Consider the following 15,134-nt stretch of genomic DNA (forward strand, 5'->3'; position numbering starts at 1 on the left):
TGGAAGGGTGGACCCTGTGGAAACGCAAGCGGAAGAGCAACTCATCGGACCGCTGCTCCTGGCCCGGGGCACCATCGACAGATCGGCCGCACTGAGATCCGACAGCGCGTGGCTGGAACGTGCCTGGAACGCCCCCTCCACCCGGGTGCTCGTCATCGACAACGGCCGCACCCTCGTCGAACGCGCCGGCGACGAGGTGCGGGCGGTGCTCTACACCACGGCCGACGCCCCGGCCGGCGAGCGCTTCCTGCTCGGCGTCGCCGACGGTGTCGCCTACTTCGCCGTGGCCGCCCCGCTGCCCGGTTCCCCGCCGGGCGACGTCAACGGGCGCGTCACCGTACCGATGAGCCCGCACGACGCCCCCGAGGGTCACCCGATGCCGGCGGGGCTGCGCCAGGCGGGCGGTCTGCTCGGCGACCGCGACGCCGGCCTCCTGGTCTACGCCGTGGCGCTGGAGGCCTGGCACAGCACCCACCAGTTCTGCCCGCGCTGCGGCGCGCGCACGGCCGTCGAGGCGGGCGGCCACATCCGGGTCTGCCCTCACGACGGCAGCCAGCACTTCCCCCGGGTCGACCCGGCGGTCATCATGCTGATCCGCGACCCCGACGACCGCTGCCTCCTGGCCCGCGGTCCTCAGTGGCCGGAGGGACGCCTGTCGATCCTGGCCGGGTTCGTCGAGCCCGGCGAGTCGCTGGAGGCCGCCGTCGTCCGCGAGGTGGCGGAGGAGGTCGGCATCCTCGTCACCAACCCGCGCTACCTCGGCAGCCAGCCGTGGCCCTTCCCGCGCAGTCTCATGCTCGGCTTCTTCGCCCAGGCGCTCTCCACCGACCTCACCCCGGACGCCGAGGAGATCGCCGAGGCCCGCTGGTTCTCCCGCGAGGACCTGGCCCGCGCGCTCGAAACCGGCGAGGTCCGCCTCCCGCCGCCGGTCTCGATCGCCCGCCGGCTCATAGAGACGTGGTACGGCAGCGCTCTGACGGGTGACTGGTAGAAGACCTGGGTGATCCACGCACCCAGGTCTTCGGAGTAGTTCGTCTCAGGCCGGTTCGAGGAGGGCCTTGACCTCGCGGGCGGACGGGTTCGTGCGGACGATGCGCCCGTTCGGGGTTTCGATGACCACCGTGGGCACCACCTGGTTGCCGCCGTTGACGCTCATGACGAAGGTGGCCGCGTCCGGGTCGCGCTCGATGTCGACCTCGGTGAAGCTGATGCCCTCCCGGGTCAGCTGGGACTTGAGCCGCTTGCAGGGGCCGCACCACGTGGTGCTGTAGACCGTGAGCGTCATCGCTGGGGAATCCCTCCAAGGTCAGGGGAAACGAAGGCGTTCGGTGCAACAACGCGAGTGGCCTGGTTAATCCCTCACCCGATGCGGCCGGCGATCCACGCCTGGACGCGCTCGGCCACGCCCATCTCGCGGTAGAGGGTGGTGCTGTGGGACTGACCGGGGACGGTGATGATCTTCACGGGCACGCCGAGCTTGCCGAGAGCGTCCTTGACCAGCTCGCTCTGCTGCGGCGGCACGAACTCGTCCTGGGCGTGCACGGTGAGCATCGGCGCGTCCTTGCGGCTGGCGTGCCAGGCGACCTCCATGCTGGCCCACACCCGCGAGCACTTGCCCTTGGGATGGCAGCCGCCGGCCAGCCGGACCGCCGCCTTGCGCAGTCGTACCTTGTTGGGCTGGGTGGCCGCGGCGCCGTCGGTGTAGGCGCGCAGCGGGGAGATGATCGGCGACAGCCCGACCACGCCCTTCAGCCCCTGCGTGCCGTTGCCGAAGGTGCCGACGGCGGCGGCGATGTGGCCGCCGGCGGAGAAGCCGACCACCACGTAGTTGTTCGCGTCGAACGCCCACCGGTCGGCGTGGCGGCGGGCGGCGGCGATCGCGGCCAGCGCGTCGGTGCGCTGCGCGGGCCAGGCCGCCTGGGTCGACAGCCGGTAGTTGATATTGAAGACCGTGTAGCCCATGTCGGCGTACGAGCGGGCGATCTGGGTCATGCCCCGCTTGTCGCCGCTGGACCACCAGCCGCCGTGGACGATGAAGACTCCGGGCCGTTGCATGCCGTCGGGGGTCCACCACACGTCCATCTGCTGGCGGCGGTGCTTGCCGTAGGAGATGGTCTCCGTGGCATGCCCGCCGATGCCGTCAGGGTCGGTCGGCATGGTCACCGCGGGACCCGGCGTCGGATCCTGCGCCGCCTGCGCGCCCACCGGGGTGAGCGCGACACAAGCGAGCGCGATCGCGCTCAGGGAAACCGCTGTACGCACGGCTTTCCTTCCTCCCCGCCAGATGGTCGGGCCCCATTGTGGTGGAAGAGACCGGTTGTTTGCATCTCGTTGCCTGTGAAACGGGTGCGGCCACCTGTTGCCAGAATGGCTCCCGGACCGCCACCGGCTGGGAGGATGGACAGGTGAGCAGCGTGGACGACGTGTTGTCCGGGCTCGACCCCGAGCAGCGCGAGGTGGCCGAGACCGTGCGCGGCCCGGTGTGCGTGCTGGCCGGAGCCGGCACGGGCAAGACCAGGGCCATCACCCACAGGATCGCGCACGCGGTGCGCAGCGGGGCGGCCGACGCGCGGAGCGTGCTGGCAGTGACGTTCACCACACGTGCCGCGGGCGAGCTGCGCCAGCGGCTGCGCGAGCTGGGCGCGCCGGCGGTGCAGGCGCGCACGTTCCACGCCGCCGCGCTGCGGCAGCTCACCTACTTCTGGCCGCGGGTGATCGGCGGCGAGGCGCCGTCGGTGATCGAGTCCAAGCTTCCGGTGCTGGTCGAAGCCTGCCGCCAGATCCGGAAAAATCCCGAACGGTCCGAGCTGCGAGACATCGCCGCCGAGGTCGAGTGGGCCAAGGTCACCCAGATCGGCCCCGACGACTACGTCGCCGCCGCCGCCAAGCACCACCGCACCCCTCCGGTTCCCGCCGAGGAGGTGGTGCGCCTGTACGAGGCGTACGAGCGGATCCGGCGCGAGCGCCACCTCGTCGACTTCGAGACGATCCTGGAGCTGACCGCGGCGGTGATGACCGAGCACGCCGAGGTCGCCGCCCAGATCCGCCAGCAGTACCGCTACTTCGTCGTCGACGAGTACCAGGACGTCAACCCGCTGCAGAAGCTGCTGCTCGACACCTGGCTCGGCGGCCGCGACGACCTGTGCGTGGTCGGCGACCCCAACCAGACGATCTACAGCTTCACCGGCGCCACCCCGCGCTACCTGACCGGCTTCGCGGTCGAGTTCCCGGACGCCGCGGTCATCAAGCTGGTGCGCGACTACCGCTCCACCCCCCAGGTGGTCAACTTGGCCAACCTCGTCATCGCCAAGAGCAAGTCGCCTCACCGTCTGGAGCTCGTCGCGCAGCGCCCCGACGGCCCCAGGCCGGTGTTCGCCGACTACGACGACGAGCCCGCCGAGGCCGCCGGCGTCGCGCGCGGCATCCGCAAGCTGATCGACCAGGGCGTCCCGTCCCGCGAGATCGCGATCCTCTTCCGTACCAACTCGCAGTCCGAGTCTTACGAGGAGGCGCTGTCGAAGGCGGAGATCCCGTACGTGGTGCGCGGCGCGGAGCGCTTCTTCGAGCGGCCCGAGGTGCGGCAGGCCGTCGTGCTGCTGCGCGGCGCGGCCCGCTCCCACAGCGGCGAGCCGCTGGCCTCCGAGGTCCACGACATCCTGACCGGCGTCGGGCTGACCCCCTCGCCGCCCGGCGGCGGCAAGGCGCGTGAGAAGTGGGAGTCGCTCAAGGCCCTGGCCGACCTGGCGGAGGACCTGGCGGCCGAGGGCGCCGACCTGCCGGCGTTCGTGGCCGAGCTGGAGCGCCGCGCCGCCGAGCAGCACGCGCCGCCCGTCGAGGGCGTCACGCTCGCCTCCCTGCACGCCGCCAAGGGCCTGGAGTGGGACGCCGTCTTCCTGGTCGGCCTCACCGACGGCATGGTGCCGATCATCTACGCGGAGACGCCGGAGCAGATCGAGGAGGAGCGCCGGCTGCTGTACGTCGGCGTCACCCGTGCTCGGCTGCACCTTTCGCTGTCGTGGGCGCTGGCCCGCGCGCCGGGCGGGCGCAGGAGCCGCCGCCCGTCCCGGTTCCTCGACGGGCTGACGGGCCGCCCGTCCGCGCCGTCGCGGCCCGCCGCGCCCGCCCGCGACCGCAGGGAGGTGGCGGCCCCGGTCAGCTGCCGGGTCTGCGCCAAGACCCTGGTGGCCGCGGCCGAGCAGAAGCTCGGACGGTGCGCGACCTGCCCGGCAGACTACGACGAGGCGCTGCTGGAGAGCCTGAAGGCCTGGCGCACGGCCACGGCCAAGGAGGCCAAGATCCCGCCGTACGTCGTGTTCACGGACGTGACGCTGCAGGCCATCGCCGAGCGGGCGCCGACGACCGAGCAGGAGCTGCTGTCGATCGCGGGCGTCGGCCGGGTCAAGCTCGACCGCTACGGGGAGGCGGTGCTCGGCCTGTGCCGCGGCTCCTGACCCTGACCCCGCGTATCCTGTCCTGTCGTCTCCGGCTCAGGACGACACCGTCGTAACCACCGCGAAACCACGGGATGCCACCATAAGGGGGCGAGCCCGGGGGGTTGCTCGCGCGTGCCGCGTGAAGGGGGATGAGTGAACGAGGCCCTGAAGGAAGTGCTCGACCTGCTCGACCTGGAGCAGATCGAGCAGGACATGTTCCGCGGCCGGAGCCCGGAGGAGCGCGTCCAGCGCGTCTTCGGCGGGCAGGTCGCCGCGCAGGCTCTCGTCGCCGCCGGGCGCACCGTCCCGGCCGGCAAGAACGTCCACTCCCTGCACGCCTACTTCATCCGCCCCGGCGACCCGGCCATCCCGATCGTCTACGACGTCGAGCGGGTCCGCGACGGCCGGTCGTTCTCCACCCGGCGGGTGGTGGCGATCCAGCACGGCAAGGCGATCTTCACGATGTCGGCCTCGTTCCACGTCGAGGAGCCGGGCATCGAGCACCAGGCCTCGGCGATGCCGGTGGTGCCCGCCCCCGAGACGCTGCCGACCTTCCAGGAGCAGATGACCGCGCTGGTCGGGGAGGACCACGAGCAGCGTGAGTGGCTGGCCCGGCCGCGCCCGGTCGACGCCCGCTACGTCTCCCCGCTGGTCTGGGAGGCGCATCTCGACCCCGACCTGCGCAGCACCGAGACCAACGTGTGGTTCCGCTTCGACGCCGACCTGCCCGACGACCCGCTGCTGCACGTCGTGCTGGCCGCCTACGCCTCCGACTACACCCTGGTCGACACGATCCTGCTCGCGCACGGCTTGGCCTGGGGCGCCTCCGACATCATGGGCGCCTCGCTGGATCACGCCATCTGGTTCCACCGGCCGTTCAGGGCCGACGAGTGGCTGCTCTACGCGCAGCAGTCGCCCTCCGCCGGAGGCGCCAGAGGGCTCGCGCGGGGGGAGATGTTCAACGCCTCGGGTGAACTCGTGGTGTCCGTGGTCCAGGAGGCCATGATCCGCACGAATTTGTCACGAAATCGCAGGTAGAAAATACGTTGCCCAACCCCGAGATCCGGGTTTAGGGTCATGGTCAAGCGAGTCGGGCGTCCCTGCCCGACGATCCCAGAGCGGAGGTGAGTCACAGTGATCAGCATCAACAACACGCCGGCCACGCAGTGGCTGCTTTCCGCGTGCCGTGACTCGGTGAGGCTCGTCAGTGGGCCGGCCAAGCTGCGGCAGGACGAGTCTGCCCGTCGCCAGGAGTCCCTGATGTATGCGCGCGCCCACGCCGGCGCCGTCACCTCCGGTGCTCCCGTCTTCGCCGCAGCCGTCGCTCTGGGCGTCCCTGCGGGCACCGCAGGCGCCGAAGTGCCGACCCAGCCGATCGCCAAGCGTGGAGTGGGTCCGCAACCCTGGAGGGATGCTCCGGTCATAACCTGACCGGCACACAGCAGCCCCCAGGCCGCGGATCCGCAGACAGGATCCGCGGCCTCTTTGTTTGTCCGTGATCCCGATCACCCACGAGGTGTGTCCCGACCAAGAACAACGTGTTCGATCAAAGGAGAATCCTGATGGGGGCGAAGACGATCATGGACCTGATCGACGAAGCCGAGATCCCCTGTCGTACCGACCCTGACCTGTGGTTCGCCGAGTCGCCGGAGGACGTCGAGTTCGCCAAGGCGCTCTGCACCGGGTGCCCGATCCAGAAGGCCTGCCTCGAGCGCGCGCTCGAGCGCGAGGAGCCGTGGGGCGTCTGGGGCGGCGAGCTCATCCTCCGCGGGACCATCGTGCCCCGCAAGCGTCCGCGTGGCCGTCCGCGTAAGCACCCGGTCGCGGCCTGACCCACCGATCCAGCAACACCAGCAGAAAGAAGACGATCTGATGAGCCTCATCCCGACGAGCGGCGAGTTCTCGGCCCCGTATCTCTACCATGAACTGGTCAACGACCGAATACGGACCCTCCACCGCGAGGCGGAGGAGCAGCGCTTGGCCTCCCGCATCAGCCGCGTCCGCAGGGCGCAGCGTGGTGTCCAGCGCGCCAACGAGCGCCTGAACCGGGCGTTGCGACTGGTGCTATGACAGGGGAGGTCCTGCCGCCGGCGAAGGACCTCCCCGCCGAGAATCAGACCCGCGCGGAACGACGGTTCCGCGCGGGTCTTCCGCGTTCGGTTCTACGCGTGCTGGCCGGCCGGTCTCCTCACGGGATCGGCCGTCCCGGCGGCGGCGAAGAGGCGGGCCGACATCCACGCGATGCCCGCCGCCGCGACGACCAGCCCGCCGAGGTAGGCCCACTCCGGCACGACCCCGCGCAGCGACCCGGGCACCATCCCCGCCGCGTAGAGCAGCAAGGCGGCGACCGGCAGCGTCCCCGACCGGATCGCCGCCACGCCGAACAGCAGCACCCCCGACAGCAGCACCGCCGAGGTCACCAGGAACGCCGTCCCCGTCCCTCCGGCCAGCAGCCCGCTCACCGTCGCGCCGGGGAGCGACGGGAAGACGAAGTGCAGCGTGTACTCGACGGCGAACGCCCCGGCCAGCCCGGCGCCGTTGAGCACGTACCCGGCCAGCCCGAGCCCGCCGGTCCCGCTCCGGATGAGCAGGTAGAGCCCGGTGATCGCGAACAGCCCGGACAGCGCCGCGAACGGCGCCACCGCGTGCGTGACCGGCGTCTCGGGGACCACCCCGGCCCGCCGGAACACGTTGAAGACGAGCAGCACGGCGCAGACATAGCCGGCTGACCCGGCCATGCGGAAGAGACCCATCCCGGATCCCGCCTTTCACTCGACGATGGTTGCCGCCATCATCAGGCGTGCTTTCCGGCCGGGCCGATGGCCCGCCGCCATCCGTAAGAACCCCGAAAGAGGCCACGGGGACGTCCGAACCGACGGCGGCCACCCACGGAACGCGCTGGTCGTCGACGCCTTCACCACCTCGCACCGCGAACAGCCGCCGACCGCACCCGCCGCCGGTCGTCCAGGTACCGGCCCGTGCGCGCCCGGCGGCATCCTCCGCCGGTCGTCCAAGTGCCGGCCCATACGCCCGGCCGCATCCGTCGCCGGTCGTTCAGGTATCGGCCCGTGCGCGCTCGGCCGCATCCGCCGCCGGTCGTCCAGGTGTCGGCCCTCTGCGTGCCCGGCCGCACCCGCCGCCGGGCGTTCAGGGTGTCCGGGCGGGTGTCGCGTGGTCGAGGAACGTTTTCGTGCTGTGTGCCGGCGTGAGGTCGAGCCGGCGCAGCAGCTGGGCGTTCAGCGCGACCACGACGGTCGAGGCCGACATGAGGATCGCCCCGACGCTCATCGGCAGCACGAACCCGATCGGCGCGAGCACCCCGGCGGCCAGGGGCACCGAGATCAGGTTGTAGCCGGCGGCCCACCACAGGTTCTGCTTCATCTTCCGGAAGCTCGCCCGCGACAGATCGATGACGGAGAGCACCGAGCGCGGATCCGAGGAGACGAGGATCACCCCGGCCGAGCCGATCGCCACATCGGTGCCGGCCCCGATCGCGATGCCGACGTCGGCCTGGGCCAGCGCGGGGGCGTCGTTGACGCCGTCGCCGACCATGGCGACCTTCCTGCCCTCCGACTGCAGCTCCGCGACCTTGGCCGCCTTGTCCTCCGGCCGCACCCCGGCGAACACCCGGTCGATGCCGAGCTCGGCGGCCACGGTGTCGGCGACGGCCCGGGCGTCACCGGTGATCATCACGACCTGGACGCCCACGGCGTGCAGGGCGTCGACGGCGTCGCGGGACTCGGGCCGGATCTCGTCGGCCAGCCGGAGCGCGCCGATCACCTGGCCGCCGGCGAGGACGTGCAGGATGATCGCCCCCTCCGTCCGCCACTCACCGGCGACGGGAAGCTCGTCCAGGCCGTGCTCGTCGAGGAGGTACGGGCCGCCGACCTCGATCACGGTGCCGTTCGCGGTCGCCTTCACGCCGACCGCGGGGGAGGAGGAGAACTCGCTGGCCTGGGGCACGTCCAGCCCACGCGTACGGGCCGCGCCGACGATGGCCTTGGCCAGCGGATGCTCGCTGTCGCTCTCCGCCGCCGCGGCCAGGGCCAGCACCTCGTCCGCGCCGCGACCGCCGACCGGCTCGATCCCGGTCACGGTGGGTTCGCCCTTGGTCAGGGTGCCGGTCTTGTCGAACAGGACGGCATCGACGGTGCGCATCGACTCCAGCGCGAGACGGTCCTTGACCAGCACGCCTCCCCGGGCGGCGCGCTCGGTGGCGATGGACACCACCAGCGGGATCGCCAGGCCCAGAGCGTGCGGGCAGGCGATGACGAGCACGGTGATGGTCCGCACGATCCCGCTGTCGGGCAGCCCGACGAGGGCCCAGACGACGGCGGCGATCGCGGCGGCACCCAGGGCGAACCAGAACAGCCACGCCGCCGCGGTGTCGGCGACGCGCTGGGCACGCGAGGACGAGGCCTGGGCGTCGGCGACGAGTCGCTGGATGCCCGCCAGGGCGGTGTCGTCGCCGATGGCGGTGACCTCGACGCGGAGGCCGGAGTCGGTGGCGACGGTGCCGGCGACCACCTGTTCGCCGGCCTCGCGGCGCACCGGCTTGGACTCTCCGGTGACCATGGACTCGTCCATGCTCGCGGAACCGTCGATGATCTTCCCGTCGGCGGGGACCGAGGCGCCGGGACGGACGATGACGACGTCACCGACCACCAGGTCGGCCGGGGCGACCTTGACCACGTCGTCGCCGTCGACCTTCTCGGCCTCGTCGGGCAGCAGGGCCGCCAGGGAATCCAGAGCCGAGGTGGTCTGCGCCAGGGAGCGCATCTCGATCCAGTGGCCCAGGAGCATGATGACGACCAGCAGGGCCAGCTCCCACCAGAAGTTCAGCTCCTCGTCGAGCACGTGCAGGCTGGCACCCCAGGAGGCGACGAACGCCACCGTGATAGCGAGGCCGACGAGCAGCATCATGCCGGGCCGGCGGGAGCGGATCTCCGAGACCGCCCCGGTCAGGAACGGCCGTCCGCCCCAGAAATAGACGACGGTGCCCAGCACCGGTGAGACCCACGGCACCCACGCGGAATCAGGCAGGCGGTAGCCGATGATGTGGGCGAACATCTCGTTGAACCCCACCACGGGGACCGCCAGGACCAGCATGATCCAGAACAGCCGCCGGAACTGCCCAACATGATCACCATGCCCGCCGTGAGCGTTATGCCTGCCGTGCCCGCCGTGCCCGTCCTGACCGGCATGGCCATCCTGGCCTTCGTGAGCGCCGCGACCGTTCTGACCGCCGTGACCCCCTTGATCACCACGGTCGCCCTGATCACCACGGCCGCCGTGGCCTTCGTGAGCGCCATGGATGCCATGACCGTCGTGATCGGCCTGATGGCCGGGTGTGTCCGGTCCTGGAGTGTGCGGATGGTTGCGGCGCGTACTCATGCTCGGATCTCAACCCCGGTATGTCGGCGGGAAGGGAGCCCGTTCCCCCACGGAGGAGGAGCGGGCATTCATACCCCGACTTACGCGTGTTCCACCAATCCGCGGTGATACGCCCGTTCGAACCTGGTCATGAAGGCGCGGGTGCGGAGATCAGGTGGTGACGAGGGCCATGTCGTCGGGGTCGATGGTGTCGTCGGAGAAGCCCGGAACCCAGCGGATCACCTCGTCGCGAAAACGTGCCGTGGTGCCCAGCTGGCACAGGACCCCGATCCCCGCCATGTGAACCCGGTGGATGAGCACGTACGAGGCCGGCAGGTTGAGCTGGCGGACCACGTTGCCGGGCCGCAGGTCGGTCGCCGAGGCGGCCTGTGTCTGCAGCCAGGCGCGGCTGAACGTGAACTCCTCCACCGCCGTCGGCTCCACGTAGGGCGACAGGAAGGCGCGCAGCGCGTCGGGGTCGATCTCGATGTCGGGCCGGATGAAGCCCTCCGCCCGCAGCCCGGCGATCACGGTGTCCATGTCGCCCTGGTTGAAGATGCGGGTGAGCTGCCCGAACGCCAGCGGGTAGCCGCCCCGGCTGACGGCGCCGAAGTCGAGGACGCCCAGCTTGCCGTTGGGCAGCATGCGGAAGTTGCCCGGGTGGGGGTCGGCGTGGAGCATGCCGACCCTGGCGGGGGAGCAGAACAGGAAGCGGACGAACAGCAGCCCGGCCCGGTCGCGCTCCTCCTTCGTGCCCTCGGTGATGACACGCGACAGCGGGACGCCGTCCATCCACTCGGTGACCAGCACGGTCTCGTTGGCGGCGATGACGTCGGGCACGTGGAAGTCGGGGTCGTCGTGGAACTCGAGCGCGAAGGCGTGCTGGGCCTCGGCCTCGCGGAGGTAGTCGAGCTCCTCGGCGACCCGCTCACGCAGCTCGGCGAGGACGGACTTGATGTCGAGGCCGGGCATGAGCACCCCGAACAGCTTGCCGAGCCGGGCGAGCTGGGCGAAGTCGCCGAGCAGGGCCTTGCCGGCGCCGGGGTACTGGATCTTGACCGCTGCCTCCCTGCCGTCATGCCAGACGGCCCGGTGGACCTGGCCGATGGAGGCGGCGGCGGTCGGCTCGTCGTCGAAGGACTGGAAATGGTCGCGCCAGTCGTCACCGAGCTGCTCGGTCAGCACCTTGTGGACGGTGGCGACCGGGAGCGGGGGCGCCGCGTCCTGGAGCTTGGTGAGCGTGGCGCGGTAGGGGGCGACGATCTCGGGCGGCAGGGCGGCCTCGAAGATGGACAGCGCCTGGCCGAGCTTCATCGCGCCGCCCTTGAGCTCGCCCAGCACCTTGAAGATCTGCTCGGCGGTGCGCTGCTGGATCTCCTCGGCGACCATTTCGGCGGACTTGCCGCCGATGCGCTTGCCCAGCCCGAGGGCGGTGCGTCCGGCGAAACTGAGGGGCAGGGTGGCCAGCTTGGCGGAGCGCGTGACGGCGCGGCGAGGAAGATCGCTCATCCTGATGTGCGGAATCTCAGCCGAGATGCCGCTTCCCCCCTTCGTCGGTCGTTACCTGGGCTTGTGAATCGCAGGTAGCTGACATGACCATTGTTAGCGGATATGGATAGGTTCGTATACAACGACATTGCGGGTGGATTGTCCACGATCGGTGCTTCCAATGTCGATCAGGCGATATGTCGGTTGTGCCGTTCGTCACAGCCGAGGCGTGACCATCGAGGAAGTTCAGGGCATGACCGGCCACCGCGGCGGCGACGGAGGCCGCCAGGGAGGCGTCGCAGGCGATCTCCCCGGGGGGATAGCCACCGAGCCCGGCGGTGACGACCGGCCAGGCCGGATCATGATCCCGTCTGGTCAAGTCTAGGCAGTGCAAACAGGCGGTCTGTCCAGGTACAACGAGCGGACCCGCGGATCCATGCCCTTCAAAGGCGGATCCGAGCAGATGCGGGATGCCCAGCGCCGTCAACTCGTTGACCAGCACCATGTCCAGCGGCCGGACCGGAGTGAGGATCACGAGATCGGGACGCTCGGTCCCGTCACCCAGATACGGCCCGCCCGCCCGCACCTCCACCACCGCACGCTCACCCAAGCCGCTGACCGCCCGTCGCTGCCCTGCGGCAACGCGACCCGCACCGGCACGAGCGGCCCGCCCCCCACCATCGCCGGCACCAGCGGGTCGTCCCTCTCCATCACCGGCACGAGACCGCTTCCCGCCGCCGGAACGAGCCGGCCTTGGGCCATCCCGGCCCTCGCCGCCACGAGCCACCCCCGTGTCTTCCCCGCCTTCGCCGGGATGGGCCAGTCTCGCGGCCACCGCGACCGCGCCGTCCTGCCGCGGCATCCCGACCTCCGCCCACGTCAGCCCGCCGGGCACCAGGTCGCGGGGCCGCGTGGGCTCAGGGTCGAACACCCGGATCCCGCCCACGCCGCCCGCCGCCAGCAAGGCGACCACCTGCGCCCCCACCCGGCCCGCGCCGTAGACCCGCACCCGCGACCGCGCCCTGCGCAGCAGCGACTCCCGCCCGCCGCCGGGCGCGGCCCCGGCCAGATCCATCGCGTCCAGATCGGGCCGCATCCGGTCGAGCTCGGCCAGCGGCAGCGGAAGGGCGGGCCCGCCCGCGTCGTCGAGCACGCCGGACCGGCCGAGCTGGTCGAGCAGGTCACGGGCGGCAACCTCCGGCAGCCCGGCCGACCGCGCCTCGCGCAACGCCCCGGCCAGGTCGCGGACGCCGTCGAGCCTGTCGAGCCACCGCCGGGCGGCCCTGCTGAGCCCGGTCAGGACGACGGCCCGCCCGGGATGCGCACCGAGCTGGAGCGTCCGCTCGTCACGGTCGACACGGGGGAGGGCGGGATGTACACGTGGCCTCATGGCCCGAAGATTTGCACGTGAATTCAAGATCCCGCTCCGGAACGCCCGCCGCTGTGGATAACCGGCCAAGCCCCCGAAACCCTGTGGACAACCACTGACATTAAATTCTTGGTAAAGTCGAAACCGCAGAACGATCGCGCCGCGAGTCCTTGACCGGATGTCACCCAGCTCTTGAATCCACGCTCAGAACGACACTTCCGGCGTGCCGCGGTGATCAGGATCGGGAAACCGCGCTTGCCCAAATTCACCGGCTCTTAATCATCTGACCAGCAGAAACATGACTCGCCCTCTGGGGAATTCCGCGAGTGTCGGCTACCGTGCATATGTGCCCCCCGAGACAGTCGAGGTCCGTCGCAGTTCTCGTCGCCGGCGTACGGTCTCCGCTTACCGCGACGGCGACAAGACGATCGTGCTCCTGCCCGCCTGGCTCAGCGGCGAGGACGAGGACGAATGGGTGAGCCGGATGCTCGATCGGCTCGCGGCCAAGGAGCGCAAGCGACGGCCGACGGACGAGGCGCTGCTGGAGCGGGCGAAGGACCTTTCGGCGAAATACCTCGACGGCAAAGCCCGGCCCGCGAGCGTGCGGTGGGTCGACAACCAGCACCACCGATGGGGCTCCTGCACCCCGGAGACAGGCACGATCCGCATCTCGACCAGGCTCAAGGGCCTGCCCGAGTGGGTCATCAACTACGTCATCGTCCACGAACTCGTCCACCTGCTCGTGCCCAGCCACGGCCCCCGGTTCTGGACCCTGGTGGAGCGCTACCCGAAGGCGGAACGCGCCCGCGGCTTCCTGGAGGGATTCTCCGCCGCCGCCCAGAACGCCCCGGAGGAGTGTTGACGCGTACCGTCGCGGTTCTCGTACGGGAGCGCATGGCCCGATCCGCGCCGCCAGGGGTCGACCCCGCCCGCTGGCTGGAGGCGATCGCGGAAGACACCTACGAGATGGTCGCCGGCCTGGAGCTGGTCACCCCCGTCCTGGCGACGAGCGTCCCCGGTCTCGACGACCTCGTCTGGCCCGGCACCGAGATCCTCGAAATAGGCGAGGACGACCCGGTAAAGGACGTTCTGCAGTTGCTCAAGGGCGATCAGGCCGCGATCGTCGCCGCCGACGCGCCCGACCTGCCGCCGCTGCTGATCGGCAAGCTCTTCCGCGAGCTCGGACGCGCGCTGATCACCGTCAGCCCCGCCGAAGGGGGCGGTGCCGTCGCGCTCGCCTGCAGCCTGCCGCCGCCCGCCTGGGCGGATCCCGACCTGGATGACCCCGATCCGGTGGCGGCGCTGCGCGCGCAGGCGCCCGGACGCCGCATGGTGGCGGCCACGCCCGGCTGGCACCGGCTGCGCGCCCCCGGCGACGCCGAGCGTCTCGACCCCGGCCTCGAAGGCTGGGAGAGCACCCGCGCCCTGCTCACGGCACGCTGAGCTCCGCGAACACCGCCCGATGGTCGGTGCCGGGCACGTCGTGCACGCTGACCGCCTTCACCCCCACCCGCTCGTCCACCAGCACGTGGTCGATCGTGATGATCGGCGGGATCCGCCTGTTGGCCGGCCAGGTCGGGATCAGCCCGGCGCCCACCTGGTCGGCGGCGTCCTTGTAGCCGCGGGCCAGCAGTCGGCGCATCGGCACGTGGTCGAGCGAGGCGTTGAAGTCGCCTGCCAGGATGCGCACCGTGCCGCCGGACGGGCCGGGCAGTGACTCCAGCGCCTTCTGCCAGGCGGCCGCATGCGGCCCGATCGGCGGCACCGGATGCACGTCGAAGAGCTCGACCGGCGCCCCGCCGGGCAGCGACAGCCTGGCCACCGGCATGTTGTGGCCCTCCAGCGGGGGCAGCGCGTCATCCAGCGGCTCCAGCGGGAAGCGGGAGAAGATGCCGCTGCCGCCCGCGCTCCACTCCGCCTGCAGCACGCGGTGCGGCATGACCTCCGTCAAACCGGCCGCGTCGAGCCCGTCGACCGCGCCGGGCGTCAGCTCCTGCGTGTTCAGCACGTCGGGCCGCAGCTCCCGCACCATGTTCATGATCGTCTGCGTGTCGGCCCTGCCGAACAGCAGGTTGACGGTCAGCACCCGGAACGGCCGGCCCGCCGTCGCCTCCGCCACGCCGAGGGTCCTGGGCAGCACGCTGAACCCCAGCACCGTGCTGGCCAGCAGCGCGACCGCGGTGGCGGCCCGCCTGCGCCCCAGCGCGGCGATCATCAGGGGGACCAGCGAACCGGCGGCCGCGTACGGGGTCGCGGTCATGATCTGGGTGGGGATCGCCCCCCGCTCCAGCCCCGCCAGCCTCGTCACCGCCCACGCCGCGAACGGCGTCACGGCCAGCCACGTCAGCACGGCCCCGGCGCGCCCGGTGCGCCTCCGGCGCGCGGGCGTGACGATCGTCCCCCCGACAGGACTCTCCGAGGACACGCCCACTGCCAAAACCTCTCTGGAACGTTACGAAACCTCAGCGGCC

Annotated in this window: 16 protein-coding genes; 9 read left to right on the plus strand and 7 right to left on the minus strand. The window is 71.1% G+C overall.

From position 1 onward, the window contains the following. Positions 1-16: 16 nt before the first annotated feature. Complete coding sequence (nudC, locus tag FR742_RS01800; RefSeq protein ID WP_148029286.1) at positions 17-991, plus strand: NAD(+) diphosphatase; 975 nt, start codon at positions 17-19, stop codon at positions 989-991. Positions 992-1,036: 45 nt separating this feature from the next. Here nudC and FR742_RS01805 read toward each other — a convergent pair whose 3' ends face one another. Together FR742_RS01805 and FR742_RS01810 are read right to left on the minus strand one after the other, a co-directional pair. Then, positions 1,037-1,285, minus strand: a complete 249-nt coding sequence (locus FR742_RS01805; protein WP_148029287.1) for a glutaredoxin domain-containing protein — start codon at positions 1,283-1,285, stop codon at positions 1,037-1,039. A gap of 74 nt (positions 1,286-1,359) precedes the next feature. Beyond that, entirely contained in the window at positions 1,360-2,262 is a 903-nt protein-coding gene (locus FR742_RS01810; protein ID WP_261808311.1) for an alpha/beta hydrolase, read from the minus strand. 152 nt (positions 2,263-2,414) lie between these two features. On the opposite strand from FR742_RS01810, the gene FR742_RS01815 reads away from it, so the two are divergent. From FR742_RS01815 to FR742_RS01835, 5 genes are all read left to right on the plus strand, one after another. Further along, positions 2,415-4,451 (plus strand): ATP-dependent DNA helicase UvrD2, encoded by a 2,037-nt coding sequence (locus tag FR742_RS01815; RefSeq protein WP_148034286.1) that lies wholly within the window; start codon positions 2,415-2,417, stop codon positions 4,449-4,451. 135 nt (positions 4,452-4,586) lie between these two features. Continuing rightward, on the plus strand, positions 4,587-5,471 hold the full coding sequence (gene tesB / locus FR742_RS01820) for an acyl-CoA thioesterase II (protein ID WP_148029288.1): 885 nt from the start codon (positions 4,587-4,589) through the stop codon (positions 5,469-5,471). A gap of 96 nt (positions 5,472-5,567) precedes the next feature. Continuing rightward, positions 5,568-5,864 carry a hypothetical protein gene (locus FR742_RS01825; protein WP_148029289.1) on the plus strand — a complete coding sequence of 99 codons (297 nt, stop codon included), beginning with the start codon at positions 5,568-5,570 and terminating at the stop codon, positions 5,862-5,864. A 131-nt stretch (positions 5,865-5,995) separates the two neighbouring features. Further along, a complete protein-coding gene (locus FR742_RS01830; RefSeq protein WP_148029290.1) occupies positions 5,996-6,265 on the plus strand; it encodes a WhiB family transcriptional regulator in 270 nt (89 codons plus the stop codon). A gap of 40 nt (positions 6,266-6,305) precedes the next feature. Then, positions 6,306-6,503 carry a hypothetical protein gene (locus FR742_RS01835; RefSeq protein WP_148029291.1) on the plus strand — a complete coding sequence of 66 codons (198 nt, stop codon included), beginning with the start codon at positions 6,306-6,308 and terminating at the stop codon, positions 6,501-6,503. 92 nt (positions 6,504-6,595) lie between these two features. Here FR742_RS01835 and FR742_RS01840 read toward each other — a convergent pair whose 3' ends face one another. Next, a complete protein-coding gene (locus FR742_RS01840; RefSeq protein ID WP_148029292.1) occupies positions 6,596-7,186 on the minus strand; it encodes a hypothetical protein in 591 nt (196 codons plus the stop codon). A 394-nt stretch (positions 7,187-7,580) separates the two neighbouring features. Beyond that, positions 7,581-9,542, minus strand: a complete 1,962-nt coding sequence (locus FR742_RS01845) for a heavy metal translocating P-type ATPase (protein WP_148029293.1) — start codon at positions 9,540-9,542, stop codon at positions 7,581-7,583. Positions 9,543-9,572: 30 nt separating this feature from the next. Here FR742_RS01845 and FR742_RS45545 point away from each other — a divergent pair, with 30 nt between their 5' ends. Further along, a complete protein-coding gene (locus tag FR742_RS45545) occupies positions 9,573-9,935 on the plus strand; it encodes a hypothetical protein (RefSeq protein WP_148029294.1) in 363 nt (120 codons plus the stop codon). A 42-nt stretch (positions 9,936-9,977) separates the two neighbouring features. On the opposite strand, the gene FR742_RS01855 is transcribed toward FR742_RS45545, so the two are convergent. Next, positions 9,978-11,315 (minus strand): AarF/ABC1/UbiB kinase family protein, encoded by a 1,338-nt coding sequence (locus tag FR742_RS01855; protein WP_148029295.1) that lies wholly within the window; start codon positions 11,313-11,315, stop codon positions 9,978-9,980. Positions 11,316-11,331: 16 nt separating this feature from the next. Further along, the gene (locus FR742_RS44245; RefSeq protein ID WP_187280950.1) at positions 11,332-12,684 is read right to left on the minus strand and encodes a thiamine biosynthesis protein ThiF; all 1,353 of its coding nucleotides are present in this window, start codon (positions 12,682-12,684) and stop codon (positions 11,332-11,334) included. 325 nt (positions 12,685-13,009) lie between these two features. On the opposite strand from FR742_RS44245, the gene FR742_RS01865 reads away from it, so the two are divergent. Together FR742_RS01865 and FR742_RS01870 are read left to right on the plus strand one after the other, a co-directional pair. Further along, positions 13,010-13,525 carry a M48 family metallopeptidase gene (locus FR742_RS01865; RefSeq protein ID WP_261808313.1) on the plus strand — a complete coding sequence of 172 codons (516 nt, stop codon included), beginning with the start codon at positions 13,010-13,012 and terminating at the stop codon, positions 13,523-13,525. Further along, positions 13,522-14,106, plus strand: coding sequence for a hypothetical protein (locus FR742_RS01870; protein WP_187280951.1), 585 nt, complete (start codon positions 13,522-13,524; stop codon positions 14,104-14,106). The genes FR742_RS01865 and FR742_RS01870 overlap by 4 nt, the downstream gene beginning before the upstream one ends. On the opposite strand, the gene FR742_RS01875 is transcribed toward FR742_RS01870, so the two are convergent. Then, a complete protein-coding gene (locus FR742_RS01875) occupies positions 14,093-15,094 on the minus strand; it encodes an endonuclease/exonuclease/phosphatase family protein (RefSeq protein ID WP_261808314.1) in 1,002 nt (333 codons plus the stop codon). The two genes, FR742_RS01870 and FR742_RS01875, sit on opposite strands and share 14 nt — an antisense overlap. Positions 15,095-15,134 lie beyond the last annotated feature (40 nt).

The organism is Nonomuraea sp. C10, assembly GCF_008017515.1.
Taxonomy (GTDB): Bacteria; Actinomycetota; Actinomycetes; order Streptosporangiales; family Streptosporangiaceae; genus Nonomuraea; species Nonomuraea ferruginea.

Coding starts and splice junctions, on each gene's coding strand:
- FR742_RS01805 (WP_148029287.1), bottom strand. CDS start 1,285: ATGACGCTCACGGTCTACAGCACCACGTGGTGCGGCCCCTGCAAGCGG.
- FR742_RS01840 (WP_148029292.1), bottom strand. CDS start 7,186: ATGGGTCTCTTCCGCATGGCCGGGTCAGCCGGCTATGTCTGCGCCGTG.
- FR742_RS01855 (WP_148029295.1), bottom strand. CDS start 11,315: ATGAGCGATCTTCCTCGCCGCGCCGTCACGCGCTCCGCCAAGCTGGCC.
- FR742_RS44245 (WP_187280950.1), bottom strand. CDS start 12,684: ATGAGGCCACGTGTACATCCCGCCCTCCCCCGTGTCGACCGTGACGAG.
- FR742_RS01835 (WP_148029291.1), top strand. CDS start 6,306: ATGAGCCTCATCCCGACGAGCGGCGAGTTCTCGGCCCCGTATCTCTAC.
- FR742_RS01830 (WP_148029290.1), top strand. CDS start 5,996: ATGGGGGCGAAGACGATCATGGACCTGATCGACGAAGCCGAGATCCCC.
- FR742_RS45545 (WP_148029294.1), top strand. CDS start 9,573: ATGATCACCATGCCCGCCGTGAGCGTTATGCCTGCCGTGCCCGCCGTG.
- FR742_RS01845 (WP_148029293.1), bottom strand. CDS start 9,542: ATGCTGGTCCTGGCGGTCCCCGTGGTGGGGTTCAACGAGATGTTCGCC.